12 protein-coding genes are annotated in these 14,226 nt (G+C 75.0%); 6 read left to right on the plus strand and 6 right to left on the minus strand.

From position 1 onward, the window contains the following. Positions 1-278 precede the first annotated feature (278 nt). On the plus strand, positions 279-2,837 hold the full coding sequence (gene valS / locus E1262_RS21390; protein ID WP_132105339.1) for a valine--tRNA ligase: 2,559 nt from the start codon (positions 279-281) through the stop codon (positions 2,835-2,837). A 4-nt stretch (positions 2,838-2,841) separates the two neighbouring features. On the opposite strand, the gene E1262_RS21395 is transcribed toward valS, so the two are convergent. Beyond that, complete coding sequence (locus E1262_RS21395; protein ID WP_132105341.1) at positions 2,842-4,002, minus strand: sensor histidine kinase; 1,161 nt, start codon at positions 4,000-4,002, stop codon at positions 2,842-2,844. Further along, positions 3,999-4,664 (minus strand): response regulator transcription factor, encoded by a 666-nt coding sequence (locus tag E1262_RS21400; RefSeq protein ID WP_132105343.1) that lies wholly within the window; start codon positions 4,662-4,664, stop codon positions 3,999-4,001. Before E1262_RS21400 ends, E1262_RS21395 begins: the two co-directional genes overlap by 4 nt. A 129-nt stretch (positions 4,665-4,793) precedes the next feature. On the opposite strand from E1262_RS21400, the gene E1262_RS21405 reads away from it, so the two are divergent. Both E1262_RS21405 and E1262_RS21410 read left to right on the plus strand, forming a co-directional pair. Beyond that, on the plus strand, positions 4,794-5,192 hold the full coding sequence (locus E1262_RS21405) for a hypothetical protein (RefSeq protein ID WP_132105345.1): 399 nt from the start codon (positions 4,794-4,796) through the stop codon (positions 5,190-5,192). 60 nt (positions 5,193-5,252) lie between these two features. Then, positions 5,253-7,361, plus strand: a complete 2,109-nt coding sequence (locus tag E1262_RS21410) for a heavy metal translocating P-type ATPase (protein WP_132105347.1) — start codon at positions 5,253-5,255, stop codon at positions 7,359-7,361. Positions 7,362-7,388: 27 nt separating this feature from the next. Here the strand turns inward: E1262_RS21410 and E1262_RS21415 are convergent, their stop codons facing one another. Next, complete coding sequence (locus tag E1262_RS21415; RefSeq protein ID WP_203454138.1) at positions 7,389-7,970, minus strand: CGNR zinc finger domain-containing protein; 582 nt, start codon at positions 7,968-7,970, stop codon at positions 7,389-7,391. Positions 7,971-7,995: 25 nt separating this feature from the next. Here E1262_RS21415 and E1262_RS30985 point away from each other — a divergent pair, with 25 nt between their 5' ends. Continuing rightward, positions 7,996-8,151, plus strand: a complete 156-nt coding sequence (locus E1262_RS30985) for a hypothetical protein (protein ID WP_203454139.1) — start codon at positions 7,996-7,998, stop codon at positions 8,149-8,151. Here the strand turns inward: E1262_RS30985 and E1262_RS21420 are convergent. Further along, a complete protein-coding gene (locus tag E1262_RS21420; RefSeq protein ID WP_132105351.1) occupies positions 8,148-9,071 on the minus strand; it encodes a serine hydrolase in 924 nt (307 codons plus the stop codon). The genes E1262_RS30985 and E1262_RS21420 overlap by 4 nt on opposite strands. Then, positions 9,068-9,958, minus strand: coding sequence for a LysR family transcriptional regulator (locus E1262_RS21425; protein ID WP_162606018.1), 891 nt, complete (start codon positions 9,956-9,958; stop codon positions 9,068-9,070). Before E1262_RS21425 ends, E1262_RS21420 begins: the two co-directional genes overlap by 4 nt. Before the next feature lie 113 nt (positions 9,959-10,071). Between E1262_RS21425 and bla the strand changes: the two genes are divergently transcribed. Beyond that, positions 10,072-10,962 (plus strand): class A beta-lactamase, encoded by an 891-nt coding sequence (bla, locus tag E1262_RS21430; protein WP_132105354.1) that lies wholly within the window; start codon positions 10,072-10,074, stop codon positions 10,960-10,962. Between the two features lie 59 nt (positions 10,963-11,021). Beyond that, on the plus strand, positions 11,022-13,061 hold the full coding sequence (locus E1262_RS21435) for a penicillin-binding transpeptidase domain-containing protein (protein WP_132105356.1): 2,040 nt from the start codon (positions 11,022-11,024) through the stop codon (positions 13,059-13,061). On the opposite strand, the gene E1262_RS30450 is transcribed toward E1262_RS21435, so the two are convergent. Further along, positions 13,050-14,226, minus strand: a 1,177-nt coding sequence (locus tag E1262_RS30450; RefSeq protein WP_162606019.1) for an acyltransferase family protein, incomplete at its 5' end; no start/stop codon positions are given. The genes E1262_RS21435 and E1262_RS30450 overlap by 12 nt on opposite strands.

The following is a 14,226-nucleotide window of genomic DNA, read 5'->3' on the forward strand; positions in this document are numbered from 1 at the left end:
GGCGCGGACCTGCGGGAACCAACAGGGTATGAATCGCGTCTAACGCGTTCTCGACCCCCGGAGGCCCCTGCCGATCAGTGCCACGCAGGGCCGGATCACGCACCATCGCCGCTCTGTTCGGGCAGGTCAGCGGCGTGGTTTGGGCCGGACGGGTCGGTATGCCGACTCGACCGGCAGGAGAAGGATGTCATGAATTGCCGCCATGCCGGGCGTGTCGCGCCGAACCCCTGCGGAGAATCCACGGATGGCGCCCGGGTGTCGAAGCTAGGCTCGGCGAGGTGACCGACACCTCCCGCACCCATCCCGCGATCCCGGCCCGGCCCACCGTCGACGGGCTGGACGAGGTATGGGTGACGCGCTGGGAGCGCGACGGTGTCTACCGGTTCGACCGCTCCCGCCCGCGCGCAGAGGTGTACTCCATCGACACCCCGCCGCCGACGGTGAGCGGCTCGCTGCACGTCGGGCACGTCTTCTCCTACACGCACACCGACGTCGTCGCGCGGTACCAGCGCATGCGCGGCAAGGCCGTCTTCTACCCGATGGGCTGGGACGACAACGGCCTGCCCACCGAGCGGCGGGTGCAGAACCACTTCGGCGTGCGCTGCGACCCGTCACTGCCGTACGACTCGAGCTTCGAGCCGCCGGCCGGCGGCCGCTCCGCCAAGGACCAGCTGCCGGTGTCGCGGCGCAACTTCATCGAGCTGTGCGAGCGGCTGACGGCCGAGGACGAGCGCGCGTTCGAGGAGCTGTGGCGCCGGCTCGGCCTGTCGGTCGACTGGTCGCACGGCTACCAGACCATCGACACGACGGCCCGGCGGGTGTCGCAGCGGGCGTTCCTGCGCAACCTCGCCCGCGGTGAGGCGTATCTGGCCGAGGCGCCCACGCTGTGGGACGTCACGTTCCGGACGGCGGTCGCCCAGGCGGAGCTGGAGGACCGCGAGCGGCCGGGTGCCTACCACGACCTGGTGTTCTCGCGGGTCGACGGCGGCGAACCGCTGCTCATCTCGACCACCCGGCCGGAGCTGCTGCCGGCCTGCGTCGCCGTCGTCGTGCACCCCGACGACCCGCGGTACGCCGCACTCGTCGGGTCGAGCGTCCGCACGCCGCTGTTCGGCGTGGACGTCCCGGTGGTCGCGCACTGCCTCGCCGACCCCGAGAAGGGCACCGGCGCGGCGATGATCTGCACGTTCGGCGATACCACAGACGTCACCTGGTGGCGCGAGCTGACGCTGCCCACCCGCCCGGTGGTCGGCCGCGACGGCCGGCTGCTGCGCGACGTGCCGCCGTGGCTGGACGACCCCGCGGGCCGGGCGGCGTACGGGCAGCTGGCCGGCGCGACGGTGCACACCGCCCGGCAGCGGGTGACCGAGCTGCTGCGCGAGTCCGGCGACCTGGCCGGCGAGCCGCGGCCCATCACCCACCCGGTGAAGTTCTACGAGAAGGGCGACCGCCCGCTCGAGATCGTCACCACGCGGCAGTGGTACGTCCGCAACGGCGGGCGCGACGAGGAGCTGCGGGCGGCGCTGCTCGAGCGCGGCCGCGAGCTCCAGTGGCATCCGGAGCACATGCGGGTCCGGTACGAGAACTGGGTCGGCGGGCTCAACGGCGACTGGCTGATCAGCCGCCAGCGGTTCTTCGGCGTGCCGATCCCGCTCTGGTATCCGCTGGACGAGGCCGGGGCGCCGGTGTACGACACGCCGATCGTCCCGGACGAGGCCGCGCTGCCGGTGGACCCGTCGTCCGAGGCCCCGCCTGGATACAACGAGGCGCAGCGCGGCGCGCCCGGCGGCTTCGCCGGCGACCCCGACGTCATGGACACCTGGGCGACGTCGTCGCTCACGCCGCAGATCGCCGGCGGCTGGGGGAGCGACGACGACCTGTTCGCGCGGGTGTTCCCGATGGACCTGCGGCCGCAGGCGCACGAGATCATCCGCACCTGGCTGTTCGCCAGCGTCGTCCGCGCGCACTTGGAGCACGGCGTGCTGCCGTGGCGGCACGCGGCCATCTCCGGCTGGATCCTCGACCCCGACCGCAAGAAGATGTCCAAGTCGGCCGGCAACGTCGTCACGCCGCTGGACCTGCTCGAGCAGTACGGGTCCGACGGCGTCCGCTACTGGGCCGCGAGCGGGCGGCCCGGCGCCGACACCGCGTTCGACCCCGGCCAGATGAAGATCGGCCGCCGGCTGGCGATGAAGATCCTCAACGTCAGCCGGTTCGTCCTGGGTTCGGGGCCGGTGGCCGACGACGCCGAGGTCACCGCGCCGCTCGACCGCGCCGTCCTGGCGGCGCTCGACCAGACCGTCGCCGCCGCGACCCGCGCGCTGGACGACTACGACCACACCCGCGCGCTCGAGGTCGCCGAGCGGTTCTTCTGGGACTTCTGCGACGACTATGTCGAACTGGTGAAGGCCCGCGCCTACGGCGACGCCGGCGACGACGCGGGCGCGGCGTCGGCCCGGGCGGCGCTGAGGCGGGCGCTGTCGGTGCAGCTGCGGCTGTTCGCGCCGTTCCTGCCGTTCGTCACCGAGGAGGTCTGGTCCTGGTGGCGCGACGGGTCCGTGCACCTGGCGCCGTGGCCGGGGGCGGAGGGCGTGGCCGCGGCCGAGGCGGAGCTGTTCGCGACGGCGTCGGCGCTGATCGGGGCGGTGCGCAAGGCCAAGACGGAGGCGCAGCTGTCGCTGCGGACCGACGTGGCGCGGGCGGTCGCGCGGGTTCGCCCGGACGCCGCCGCGGCGGCCGGAGTGCTGTTGGACGACGTGCGGGCGGCCGGCCGGGTCGCCGTTCTGGACGTCGAGCCGGACGACGCCGCCGACGGGGTCACCGTCACCCTGGGCTGAGCGGCTACGGACGCGGCAGCCGCACGGTGAGGTCCAGGCCGCCCTCCACGCGCGCCACCGTGGTGAGCTCGCCGCCGTGTGCCTCGACCACGGCCGCGGCGATGGACAGCCCCAGGCCGAGGCCGTCGTCGGCACCGCGGTCGCCGCCGAGCCGCTGGAACGGTTCGTAGAGCGCCGGCACCGCGTCGGCCCGGACGACCGGACCGCTGTTGACCACCCGCAGCGTCGCGCCGTCCGCGGAGGCCGCCGTCGACGCCCGGACCCAGCCGCCGGGCACGTTGTGCCGCACGGCGTTGTCCAGGAGGTTGCGGACCAGGCGTTCGGCCAGTTCGGCGTCGCCCGAGGCCGGCGCCGGGTCGAGCGCGGCGTCGATCTCCACCCCGCGGGCCGCCGCCTCCGCCGTCAGCTCGCGAACGACCGCGCGGACCGGCACCGCGAGGTCGAGCGGCTGCTGGTCGAGCAGCCCCGGCTGGCTGCGGGCGAGGGTCAGCAGCGCGTCGATGATGCGCTCCTGCCGCTGCCCGGCGGCCCGCACCCGGTCCAGTGCGGCCCGCAGCGTCGTGGCGGACGCATCCGGGTCGGCCAGGGTGACGTCCACGACGGCGCGCTGAAGCGTGAGCGGAGTGCGCAGCTCGTGTGAGGCGTGCGCGACGAACCGGCGCTGGGCGGCGAACGCCGACTCCAGCCGGGCGAGCAGGTCGTCGAACGTGCCGGCCAGCTCGGTGAGCTCGTCGTCCGGCCCCGTGGCGGCCAGCCGCTGGTCGAGCGCGTCGGCGGAGATGCGGCGCACCTTCGCGGTCATGGCACCCAGCGGACGCAGCACCCGGCCGGCGACGACCCAGCCGAGCAGCAGCGAGCCGCCGGTCAGCGCCGTCAGGGCGATCGATGACGCCGTGAGCAACCGGCGCAGGTCCGCGGCGCGCTGCCGCTCCGCCTGCTCGCGCAGCTCGCCGGCGAGTTCCGGCGGTGGGACGGCCCCGCCCGTGAGCCCATCGGCCGCCGGTGGGTCGGGCTCCGGTGGCGAGCCGAGCAGCGGACCTTGCGCGACCAGCACGTACACGAGCCCGATCAGCGCCGCCCCAGTCGCCAGGAACAGTCCGGCGTAGAGCAGTGTCAGCCGCAGCCGGACGGTCGGCCGCCGCCAGGCCGGTCGCCGCCCGGTCACGACGGCGCCGCGATCCGGTAGCCGGCCTGCGGCACGGTCTCGATCAGCGGCGGGTCGCCCAGCTTCCGCCGCAGCCGGCTGATGGTCACCTTCACCGTCTGAGTGAACGGGTCGGCCGCCTCGTCCCAGGCGCGCTCCAGCAGCTGTTCGGCCGAGACGACGGTGCCGCCGGCGGCGAGCAGGATCTCCAGGACGGCCAGCTCCTTGGGTGTGAGATCGAGCCGGCGCCCGTCCCGCGACGCGGTGCGCCGGGCCGGGTCCAGTCGCAGCCCGCCGTGCACCAAGGCCGGTGGGATCGCCGTCGCCGGCCGCCGGGCCAGCGCCCGGATCCGCATCACCAGCTCGTCGAACGCGAACGGCTTGGGCAGGTAGTCGTCGGCGCCGTGCTCGAACCCGGCGACCCGGTCGGCCACTGAGCCGGCCGCCGTCAACATCAGGACCCGGCCGGGGTAGCCGCGCCCGGCCAGCGACCGGCACACCTCGTCGCCGCGAACGCCGGGCAGATCGCGGTCGAGCACCACGACGTCGTACCCGTGGACGGACGTGCGGTACAGCGCCTCGTCGCCGTCCAGGGCGAGGTCGACGGCCATGCCCTCCCGCCGCAGTCCCGTGGCGACGGTCTCGGCGAGATCTCGGTGGTCTTCGACGATCAGTACACGCATCGGCAGCTCCGGCGTCCAGGGTGCCCGGAACGGGGTTACAGCGAGGTGACAGCGGCTGTTCCGCTCCCGCAACCGTCCGCTCGCGAGGCTGGTGTCGTCAGTGCACACCACGATCGTCTGGAGGACGACATGAAACGAACATCGATCATCGCAGCCGCCGCTGTGGCTGCGATCCTACCGACCGGACCGGCCGCGGCGACGGCGTTCGGCTCGGCCGACGAGTCGGCGACGGAGTTCAGCCAGTGCATGCGCGAGCGTGGGCTGGAGGACTTCCCCGACGCGTACCTGTCCGAGGATGGGACGGTGCGGCTCGACGGCACCGGCTGGGTGGATCCGTTCTCGGCCGAGTACCTGGCCGCCCTCGATGCGTGCGAAGCGCTGCTGCCGGCGGGCACCGCGCTGCCCGGCGCCGTCGAGCCGCCCGCGCCGCAGGCGCCGCCGTCGCCGGCGGACCTGGAGACGCCGGCGCCGCCCGAAGCACCGCCGACGCCGTCGGGTCCGGAAGTCCCGGAGATCCCGACGACTTGACGGAATACCCCCAGGGGGTATCGTGTTGGCATGGTCTGACCCGACGAGAGGTGAGTGACCATGGACCAGCACGATCACGCCGTCGCGACGGAGCATCAGCACGCGGCGGCTGACCACGCCGCGCACGGCGTGGCGCACGGACCGGGACATGCTGCCGGACACGAGGTGGCCCATGCCGGGCACGACAAGCACGCCGGGCACGGCGACGGCAGCATGTTCCGGGACAAGTTCTGGGTGAGCCTGGTCCTGGCAATCCCGGTGGTCGGGTTCAGCACGATGTTCGCCGACCTGATCGGCTACGAGGTGCCGGACTGGGGGACGTGGATCCCGCCGGTCGTCGGCACGTTCCTGTTCTTCTACGGCGGCTGGCCGTTCCTCGCCGGCGCGAAGGCGGAGCTGGCCGACCGGCTGCCCGGCATGATGACGCTGATCTCGCTGGCCATCACCGTGGCGTTCGTCGCGAGCGGGCTGACCTCGCTCGAGATCGGCGGCCTGGACCTGGACTTCTGGTGGGAGCTGGCGCTCCTGATCGTCGTCATGCTGCTCGGCCACTGGCTGGAGATGCGGGCGCTCGGGCAGGCGTCGGGCGCCCTGCAGGCGCTGGCCGAGCTGCTGCCGGACACCGCCGAACGGGTCGGCCCGGACGGGTCGGTCACCGAGGTGCCGCTGGCCGAGCTGGCGGTCGGCGATGTCGTCTTGGTGCGCTCCGGCGGGCGGGTCCCGGCCGACGGCGTCGTCGCCGAGGGCACCGCGGAGGTCGACGAGTCCACCGTCACCGGTGAGTCGAAGACCGTCAGCCGCGGGCCGGGCGACCGCGTGGTCGCCGGCACCGTCGCCACCGACACCGCGATCCGGATCGAGGTCACGGCCGTCGGCGAGGACACCGCGCTGGCCGGCATCCAGCGGCTGGTGGCCGACGCACAGGCGTCCAGCTCACGGGCGCAGGCGCTGGCCGACCGCGCCGCCGCGTGGCTGTTCTGGTTCGCGCTCGGCGTCGGCGCGCTGACGTTCGTGGTCTGGGTGCTGCTCGGCGAGGCCTCGGCGGCGGTCGAACGGACCGTGACGGTGCTGGTCATCGCCTGCCCCCACGCCCTCGGGCTGGCCATCCCGCTGGTGATCGCGATCTCGACGGCGATGTCGGCGCGGGCCGGCATCCTGGTCAAGGACCGGCTGGCGCTGGAGCGCATGCGGCAGGTCGACGCCGTCCTGTTCGACAAGACCGGCACGCTGACCGTGGGCCGGCCCGCGGTGGCGGGCGTCGCCCCGGCCGGGTCGCTCACCGAGGACGAGCTGGTGGCGCTGGCCGCGGCGGCCGAGCGCGACTCCGAGCACCCGCTGGCCACGGCCGTCGTCGCTGCGGCGTCGTCGCGCGGGCCGGTCCCGGCGGCGACGGAGTTCCGCTCGCTCACCGGCAAGGGCGTGCGCGCGGTCGTCGACGGCGCCCAGGTCGCGGTCGGCGGGCCCGGCCTGCTGCGCGACCTCGGCGTGGAGGCGCCGGCGGAGATCGCGTCGGCGGTCGGCGAGTGGGCCGGCGCCGGCTCGACCGTCCTCTACGTCGTCCGCGACGGCGCCGTGCTGGGCGCGCTCTCGCTGGCCGACGAGATCCGGCCGGAGTCGCGCGAGGCGGTCGGGCTGCTGCGGGCCCAGAACGTGCACACGGTGATGATCACCGGCGACGCCCGCAACGTCGCCGAGTCGGTGGCAGCGAAGGTCGGCATCGACGAGGTCTTCGCCGAGGTGCTGCCGGAGGACAAGGACGCCGCGGTCACGTCGCTGCAGGAGCGCGGTCTGTCGGTCGCGATGGTCGGCGACGGCGTCAACGACGCGCCCGCGCTGGCCCGCGCCGACGTCGGCGTCGCGATCGGCGCCGGCACCGACGTCGCGGTCGAGTCCGCCGGCGTCGTGCTGGCCTCCGACGACCCGCGCGGCGTGGTCTCGGCCCGGCGGCTGTCCTCGGCCAGCTACCGGAAGATGGTGCAGAACCTGGTGTGGGCGACGGGGTACAACCTGCTGTCCGTGCCGCTCGCGGCCGGCGTGCTCGCGCCGATCGGGTTCGTCCTCCCGCCGGCGGCCGCGGCGGTCGCGATGACAGCGTCGACGATCATCGTCGCGGCCAACGCCCAGCTGCTGCGCCGGCTGAACCTGCGCCCGGACCGCCTGTCCCGCTGACCGTGGTCGCGGCGCGCTTGTCGCTCCTCACTCGCCAGCGGTGCCGGATGCCGCCGGTGCCGGGCGGAGGTGCGGTCCTCCGGCGGGTGAGGTGCTTCCCGGGCGGGCGCGGTGGCGGCGGACGGCCTGGCGGTTGGCGCACCGGGTCGAGCAGTAGCGCTGCCGCCCGTTGCGGGTGACGTCGGCGAAGGCGATCGTGCAGTCGTCGGCGGCGCAGCGGGCCAGCCGGTGCAGCCCGCGCTGGGTGAGGAACCACGCCAGCCCGAACGCCGTGATCGCCGCGAACTGCCGCTCCGGTGGGACGTCGTCGGGGCGGAAGTGCACGTGCGGCGGGCCGTTGTGCAGGCTGATCCGCGGGTGCGACGTGCCGCGGGCGAGCAGCCGGTTCAGCGCCTCGATCCGCTCGCCGACGGTCGGCGCGTCGACCACGCCGGCCAGCGCGGTCCGCCAGCGCCGCAGCCCGGCCGCGTCCTCCGCGGTCGGTGGCCGCTCCAGCAGCACGTCGTGCTCGGCGGCCAGCCGGGCGACGTCGGCGGGGGAGTCGATGCGGGCGTTCACCACCGCCGCGGCCAGTAGCGCGCCCTCGTCGCTGTAATGGTTGAAATGCACAATGCCATTACAGCACGGTGGAGTCATGAGCGAGCGACTCCTCGAAGTGGTCCGGGCCTGCGGCCGGTGCGGTGCCGCCGTGCGGCCGGACCACGTGACGTCATGGCACCGCACCGGTGACGGCTTCGTCGGCTACGCGAGGTGCTCCTGCGGCGGCCTCGTCGTCGTCCGCCCGGGCTAGAGCCGCAGCACGTCGACGGCGGCGCGGGCGGCCCGGCCGATCGCGCGGTCGGCCTCCGGCTGCGACCGGGCGGCGACGGTCGACGCGGTGAGTGCCGCGACGGCGATGCGGTCGCCCGTCGACGTCGTCACCATGCCGGCCTCGTGGCGCAGATTGAGGAACGTGCCGGTCTTGGTGCTGACGGCGACGGAGTCGGCGGCCAGCTCCGACGTCATCCGGTTGCGGTTGACCTGGTAGCCCAGCAGCTCGCGTAGCCGTGCCGTCGCGGCCGGCACGCTGACGTCGTCGGTCCAGATCCGTTCGACCAGTGACACCAGGCCGGCGGCGGTGCCACTGGTGGCCGCCGCGACGTCCAGCGTCGGCAGCACGTGCCCGCCGCCGTCGGTGGTGGCGCGCACGGCCAGTTCCAGCGCCAGCACCGGGTCGTCCGGCGCGACCGCCGCCGCGGCCTCGTAGAGCAGGCGCATCGGGTGCCGCACGACGATCCCCTCACACCCCCAGCCCTGCAGGGTGGCCGTCACCCGCTCCGGCGGGACCAGCGCGAAGACGGCGTCCGCGGCGGCGTTGTCGCTGACGGACAGCATGAGCAGCAGCAGGTCCTCCAGCGCGATGCGGCTCGGGTGCCGGAACAGCGCGGCGCCGGTCGGCCCTGGCGTGGTCGTCCCGGGGACGAGGGCGACCGGCTGTGCCGGGTCCAGCTCACCGGCGGCGATGAGGTCGAGCACGACGAGCGCGAGTGGCAGCTTGCTCACCGACGCCAGCGCGTACGGGACGTGCACGTCGAAGCCGAGGTCCTCGCCGGTGTCGACATTGCGGGCGTACAGCCCGCCCCGCAACCCGGTGCGGGCCCAGTCGGAGCGGATGTCGTGCGCCGTGCGCACCGCCTCGCCGGAGAAGCCGAACGCGTCGGACGTGGTCATCGCGGCTCCTCCGGGTCGGTGACCAGCCCGGCCGCCCGGGCCAGCGCCGGCAGCACAGCGTCGACCAGCTCGCGCGCGACCCGCGGCCGGCCGGCGACGGCGTACGTGCGGCGCAGCGCGACGTCGCCGAACGGTCGCCAGCGCAGCCGGTGCGCCGCCGCCCACGCGGGCGTGCACAGGATCGCGTCGCCGTATTCGAGGGCGCAGGTCAGCGCCTCGGTGTCGGACGTGCCGACGCGCAGCTGGCCGTCCAGCAGGCCGGCCAGCCGGGCCGCGCGGCGGACCGGGTCGCGGACCCAGGGCACGTCGTCCTCGGCGGCGAGGTGCAGTGCCCGCGGCCGGCCGTCGTCGCCGCCGGAGCGGCGCAACTGGTCCAGGTGCAACCGGCGGCCGCGCAGGTCGTCGGTGGTGGTGGCCGCGCCGAGCTCCGCGCCGGCCTCCTCCTCGTCCGGTGGACAGGGCAGCAGCGCGACGTCGAGCCGGCCGCGGCGGACGAGGGCGGCCCGCTCGGCGGCCGGGTGCTCGGCGAAGGTCAGCGTGATGCCGGCCGCGGCGGCCGCGCGGCGGGCCGCGACCAACGCGCGCGGGTCCGGGCCGGCCGGGATGCCGGCACTGAGGCCCGCGGCGCGCGCGGCGGCGGCCAGCTCGCGGAAGTGCCCGGCCCGGGCGACGAGGTCGGCGGCGTGGGGGAGCAGCGTGCGGCCGGCGTCGGTGAGCTCGACCTGCCGGGACGTGCGGCGCAGCAGCGTGGTGCCGAGGTCGCGCTCCAGCGCCGCGACGCGCCGGCTGACCACCGGCTGCGGCGTGCCGCAGAGGTCGGCGCCGCGGGTGAAGCTGCGCGCCTCGGCCACCGCGACGAACGCCTCGAGGTGCCGCAGCAGGTCCACGGGCAGTAACGATACCCATTCGGCATGGATCGGTGGCGGTTGCGTCTTGGACATCGGCGCGGCCGCCTTGCGACGGTGAGCGGGCTCGTCCGTGCGACCCGAGGAGGAACCCGATGGACCGTCCGCAGCCCAGCCGCCGCACCCTGCTACGCCTCGGCCTGGCCGTCCCGCTGGCCGCGTCGGCCGGCGTGCTCGGCAGCGGCGCCGCAGGCGCCACGAGCCGGGCCCTGGATCCGGCGGTCCGCGAGCTGGAGCGCGCCCACGACGTCACGCTCGGCGTCAGCGCGCGCAACCTCGCGACCGGGGCGTGGCTCGCGCACCGGGCCGGCGGCCGGTTCCCGATCCTGTCGGTGTTCAAGTCCATCGCGGCGGCCGCCGTGCTGCGCGACCTCGACGAGACGCGCCTGGACCACCGGGTCTGGTACCCTCCGGCCGACATCCTGCTGAACTCGGCGGTGACGGCCGAGCACCTCGACACCGGCATGACCGTCGCCGAACTGTGCGACGCCGCGATCCGGTACAGCGACAACGCCGCCGGGAACCTGCTCCTGCGCGAGATCGGCGGGCCGCGCGGGCTGACCGCGTTCGCCCGCTCCATCGGCGACGGCGCCACCCGGCTGGACCGCTGGGAGATCGAGCTGAACTCCGCCGAGCCGGGCGACGAGCGCGACACGTCGACGCCCGCGGCGCTGGCCCGGACATTCGCCGGACTGCTCACCGGCGACCTGCTGCGACCGGCGGACCGGCGCCGGCTGCTGAACTGGATGTTGGCCAACACGACGTCCGGGACGCGGTTCCGGGCCGGGCTGCCGGACGGCTGGCGGCTGGCCGACAAGACCGGCGCCGGCGACTACGGCACCAACAACGACGCCGGCGTCGCATGGAACCCGGCCGGCGAGCCGATCGTCATCGTTGCCATGAGCCGCCGTGCGGAACGGGACGCCGAACGCGTCGACGCCGCGCTGGCCGACGTGGCGCGGCTGGTGGCGCGGCGACTCGGCTGACGGCGCGGTACTGCATTGGCGCTAGGGTGTGCGGGAACGACGCGCAGGAACGGGGAGCGATGATCAGGAAGAACGCGCCGCGGCGGACCCTCGCGGCGGTGGCCGCGGGCTTACTGATGGCGACGGCGGCGGGCTGCAGCAACGACCCGCCCGACGCGGCGCCCGTCGCCGAGCAGTTGGCTCAGGCGGTGGCCTCCGGCGACTTAGCCGGCGTCCCGCTCGGCGGCACCAGCGCCGAGGACGCCACGGCCGCCGTCGAGGCGATGGTCGAGGGCATGGGCGCGGCCACCCGCACGGTCACCGTCGCCGACATCGAGCAGACCGATGACGAGGACACCCGGGAGGTCACCCTCGACGTCGGCTGGGATCTCGACGGCTCCGGCGCGGCGGCCGCGCCCGGCACGGAGACCGCCACCGGCACAGCCACGCCCACGGCGTCGGCCACCTCGGCCGCGAGCGGCACGCCCGACACGCCGGACTGGACCTACCAGACCACCGCGACCATGCGAGTCGCCGAGGACACCGAGGCCGGCTGGACCGTCGACTGGTCGCCGTCGCTCCTGCACCCGCAGCTCACCGACGGCGCCGCCCTGCGGCTGTCGCGGACACAGGCGCAGCGGGCGGACATCCTGGGCGCCGGCGGCGAGGTCATCGTCACCGAGCGGCCGGTCTACCGGGTCGGCATCGACAAGACCCGCGTCGACGCCGCGCTCGCGCCGGAGTCCGCCACCGCGCTGGCCGAGGTGGTCGGCGTCGACGCCGCCGGGCTGGCCGAGCGGGTCCAGAACGCGGGGGAGCGGGCGTTCGTCGAGGCCATCACGCTGCGCGAGGCCGACGCCGCGCCGCTGCTGGACCAGATCGCGGCGATCGAGGGCGCTGTCGCCATCGACGACACGCTGGCGCTGGCGCCGACCCGCGAGTTCGCCCGGCCGCTCCTCGGCACCGTCGGCGAGGCCACGGCCGAACTGGTCGAGGAGTCCGGCGGGCGCATCGTCGCCGGCGACGTCGTCGGGCTGTCCGGGCTGCAGGCGCAGTACGACACGCTGCTCGGCGGCACGCCCGGGCTCGCCGTCGAGCTGGTGCCGCCGGAGCCGTCGGCCGACGCCACGGCCGACCCCAGCGCCTCGCCGGCCGCGGAGGAGCCCGCTCCCGCCGAGCCGGAGGTGCTGTTCGAGCGCGAGCCGGTCGCCGGCACCCCGCTGACCACGACGCTGGACATCGACCTGCAGACCCGGGCCGAGAGCATCCTCGCCGACGTCGGGCCGGCCAGCGCGATCGTCGCGGTCCAGCCGTCCACCGGCGCGGTCCTGGCCGCCGCCAGCGGGCCGGGCGGCGAGGGCTACTCGACCGCGACGCTGGGCCAGTACGCGCCCGGCTCGACGTTCAAGGTGGTGACGTCGCTGGCGCTGCTGCGCGCCGGGCTGACTTCCGACTCCGTCGTCGAGTGCACCCCCGCGGCCTCCGTCGACGGCCGCGCGTTCGAGAACTACAGCGACTACCCGTCCGGCGCGATCGGCGACATCACGCTGCGCGAAGCGGTGGCGAACTCCTGCAACACCGCCTTCATCAACCAGAACGAGGTCGCCGACCAGGCGTCGCTGGCGCAGGCGGCGGCCTCGCTCGGGCTCGGTGCCGAGAACGTGAGCGGCGCACCGGCCTTCCTCGGCGAGGTCCCGGCCGAGGCCGATGGCACCGCGCACGCCGCGTCGATGATCGGGCAGGGCGAGGTGCTGGCGTCGCCGCTGGCCATGGCGACGGTGGCCGCGTCGGTCGCCGCCGGGCACACCGTCGCGCCGACGATGGTGGAGCCGGCGGCCGCCGCACCGGAGAGCACGCTGACCGCCGACGAGGCCGCGGTGCTGCAGGACCTCATGCGCGCGGTCGTCGAGGAGGGGAGCGGCGAGTTCCTCGGCGACGTCCCCGGCGATCCGGTCGGCGCCAAGACCGGCACCGCCGAGTACGGCACCGAGACGCCGCCGCGCACGCACGCCTGGATGATCGCCACGCAGGGCGACCTCGCCGTCGCGGTGTTCGTCGAGGACGGCGAGTCCGGCTCGCGCACCGCCGGGCCGCTGCTGGAGGAGTTCCTAGGCGGCTGAGCGCCGGGCGGCGAGGTACGGCCGCAGCTGGGCGTCCAGGTGTGAGGCGAGGCTGCGGGCGTAGGTCGCGGTGAGGTGGTGGTCGTCGCGCCAGACCACTACGTTGCCGATGACCGCCGGGCACTCGTCGGTCGGGCAGATCGCCCGGGTGAGGTCGACGAGGTCGACGCCGCCCAGCTCGCGCGCGGCGACCTGCTGCTCGTCGCCGGCCTTCTCGACGGCGTCGGCGCGTGGCTGGGCGCACTCGGTCAAGCGGTCCGGGTGCGCGCTGACGCACTCGGCCGGGTCCTGGCCGAGCCACGGCGTGTTCTCCAGTACGACCAGCTCGACGCCGGCTGCCCGCACCGCCTCCCAGCTCTCCCGCAGCCCGTCGGCCAGCAGGTCGGCGCTGGCGTCGTCGCCCAGCTCGCGGCCGTCCTCCCACACGCGGTACGAGTTGCTGCCCGAGGTCACCACCAGGTCCGGCTTGTCCGGCCCGGTCAGGCGGTCCAGCAGCGCGTCGTTCCACTCGCGGCACGACGTGTACGGCACGCCGGCCGCGGTGGTGATCTCGGCGGAGAAGAACCCGCAGGACGACTTCGTGTAGGTCTCGATCCGCCAGCCGTACCGCTCGCCCAGTACGTCCAGCGCCGGCTGCCACTGCGCGGCGTGGGAGTCGCCGGCCAGCGCGATGACGCGGTCGGCGTCGAGGTCGCCGTACGCACAGCTGGCGAGGTCGGCGTCCTCGGCGTTCTGCTGGCAGCCGTCCGGGTAGATGTCCGGGTTGTCCTCGGGGACGTCGATCGGGTCCGGGGTCATCGCCGGCACCTGGTCGACGGGCTCGCCGTCGGGATCGCCGGTCGGGTCCGGTGCGAGGACGGCGGCACCTGGCGCGGCGTCGGCGGTCGCGTACTCGGGCACCGCCTTGACGGTGACCAGCGCGGCCAGCAGTGCCGTCGCGGTCGCCGCCACCCCGACGGCGACCGCCCGGCCGGGCCGGACGGCGAGCACGCGAGCATGGTGGATGGGCGCCTCGACCAGCCGGTGGGTGAGCCAGGCCGGGACGAACGCCGCCGCGACCACCAGCGTGCCCTGCGCCGGCGACAGCGTGCCCCACACCGCGCTGGCCGCCATCAGCAACGGCCAGTGCCACAGGTACAGCGAGTACGACAGCCCACCCACCCAC

The organism is Jiangella aurantiaca, from assembly GCF_004349105.1.
In the GTDB taxonomy this organism is placed as follows: domain Bacteria; phylum Actinomycetota; class Actinomycetes; order Jiangellales; family Jiangellaceae; genus Jiangella; species Jiangella aurantiaca.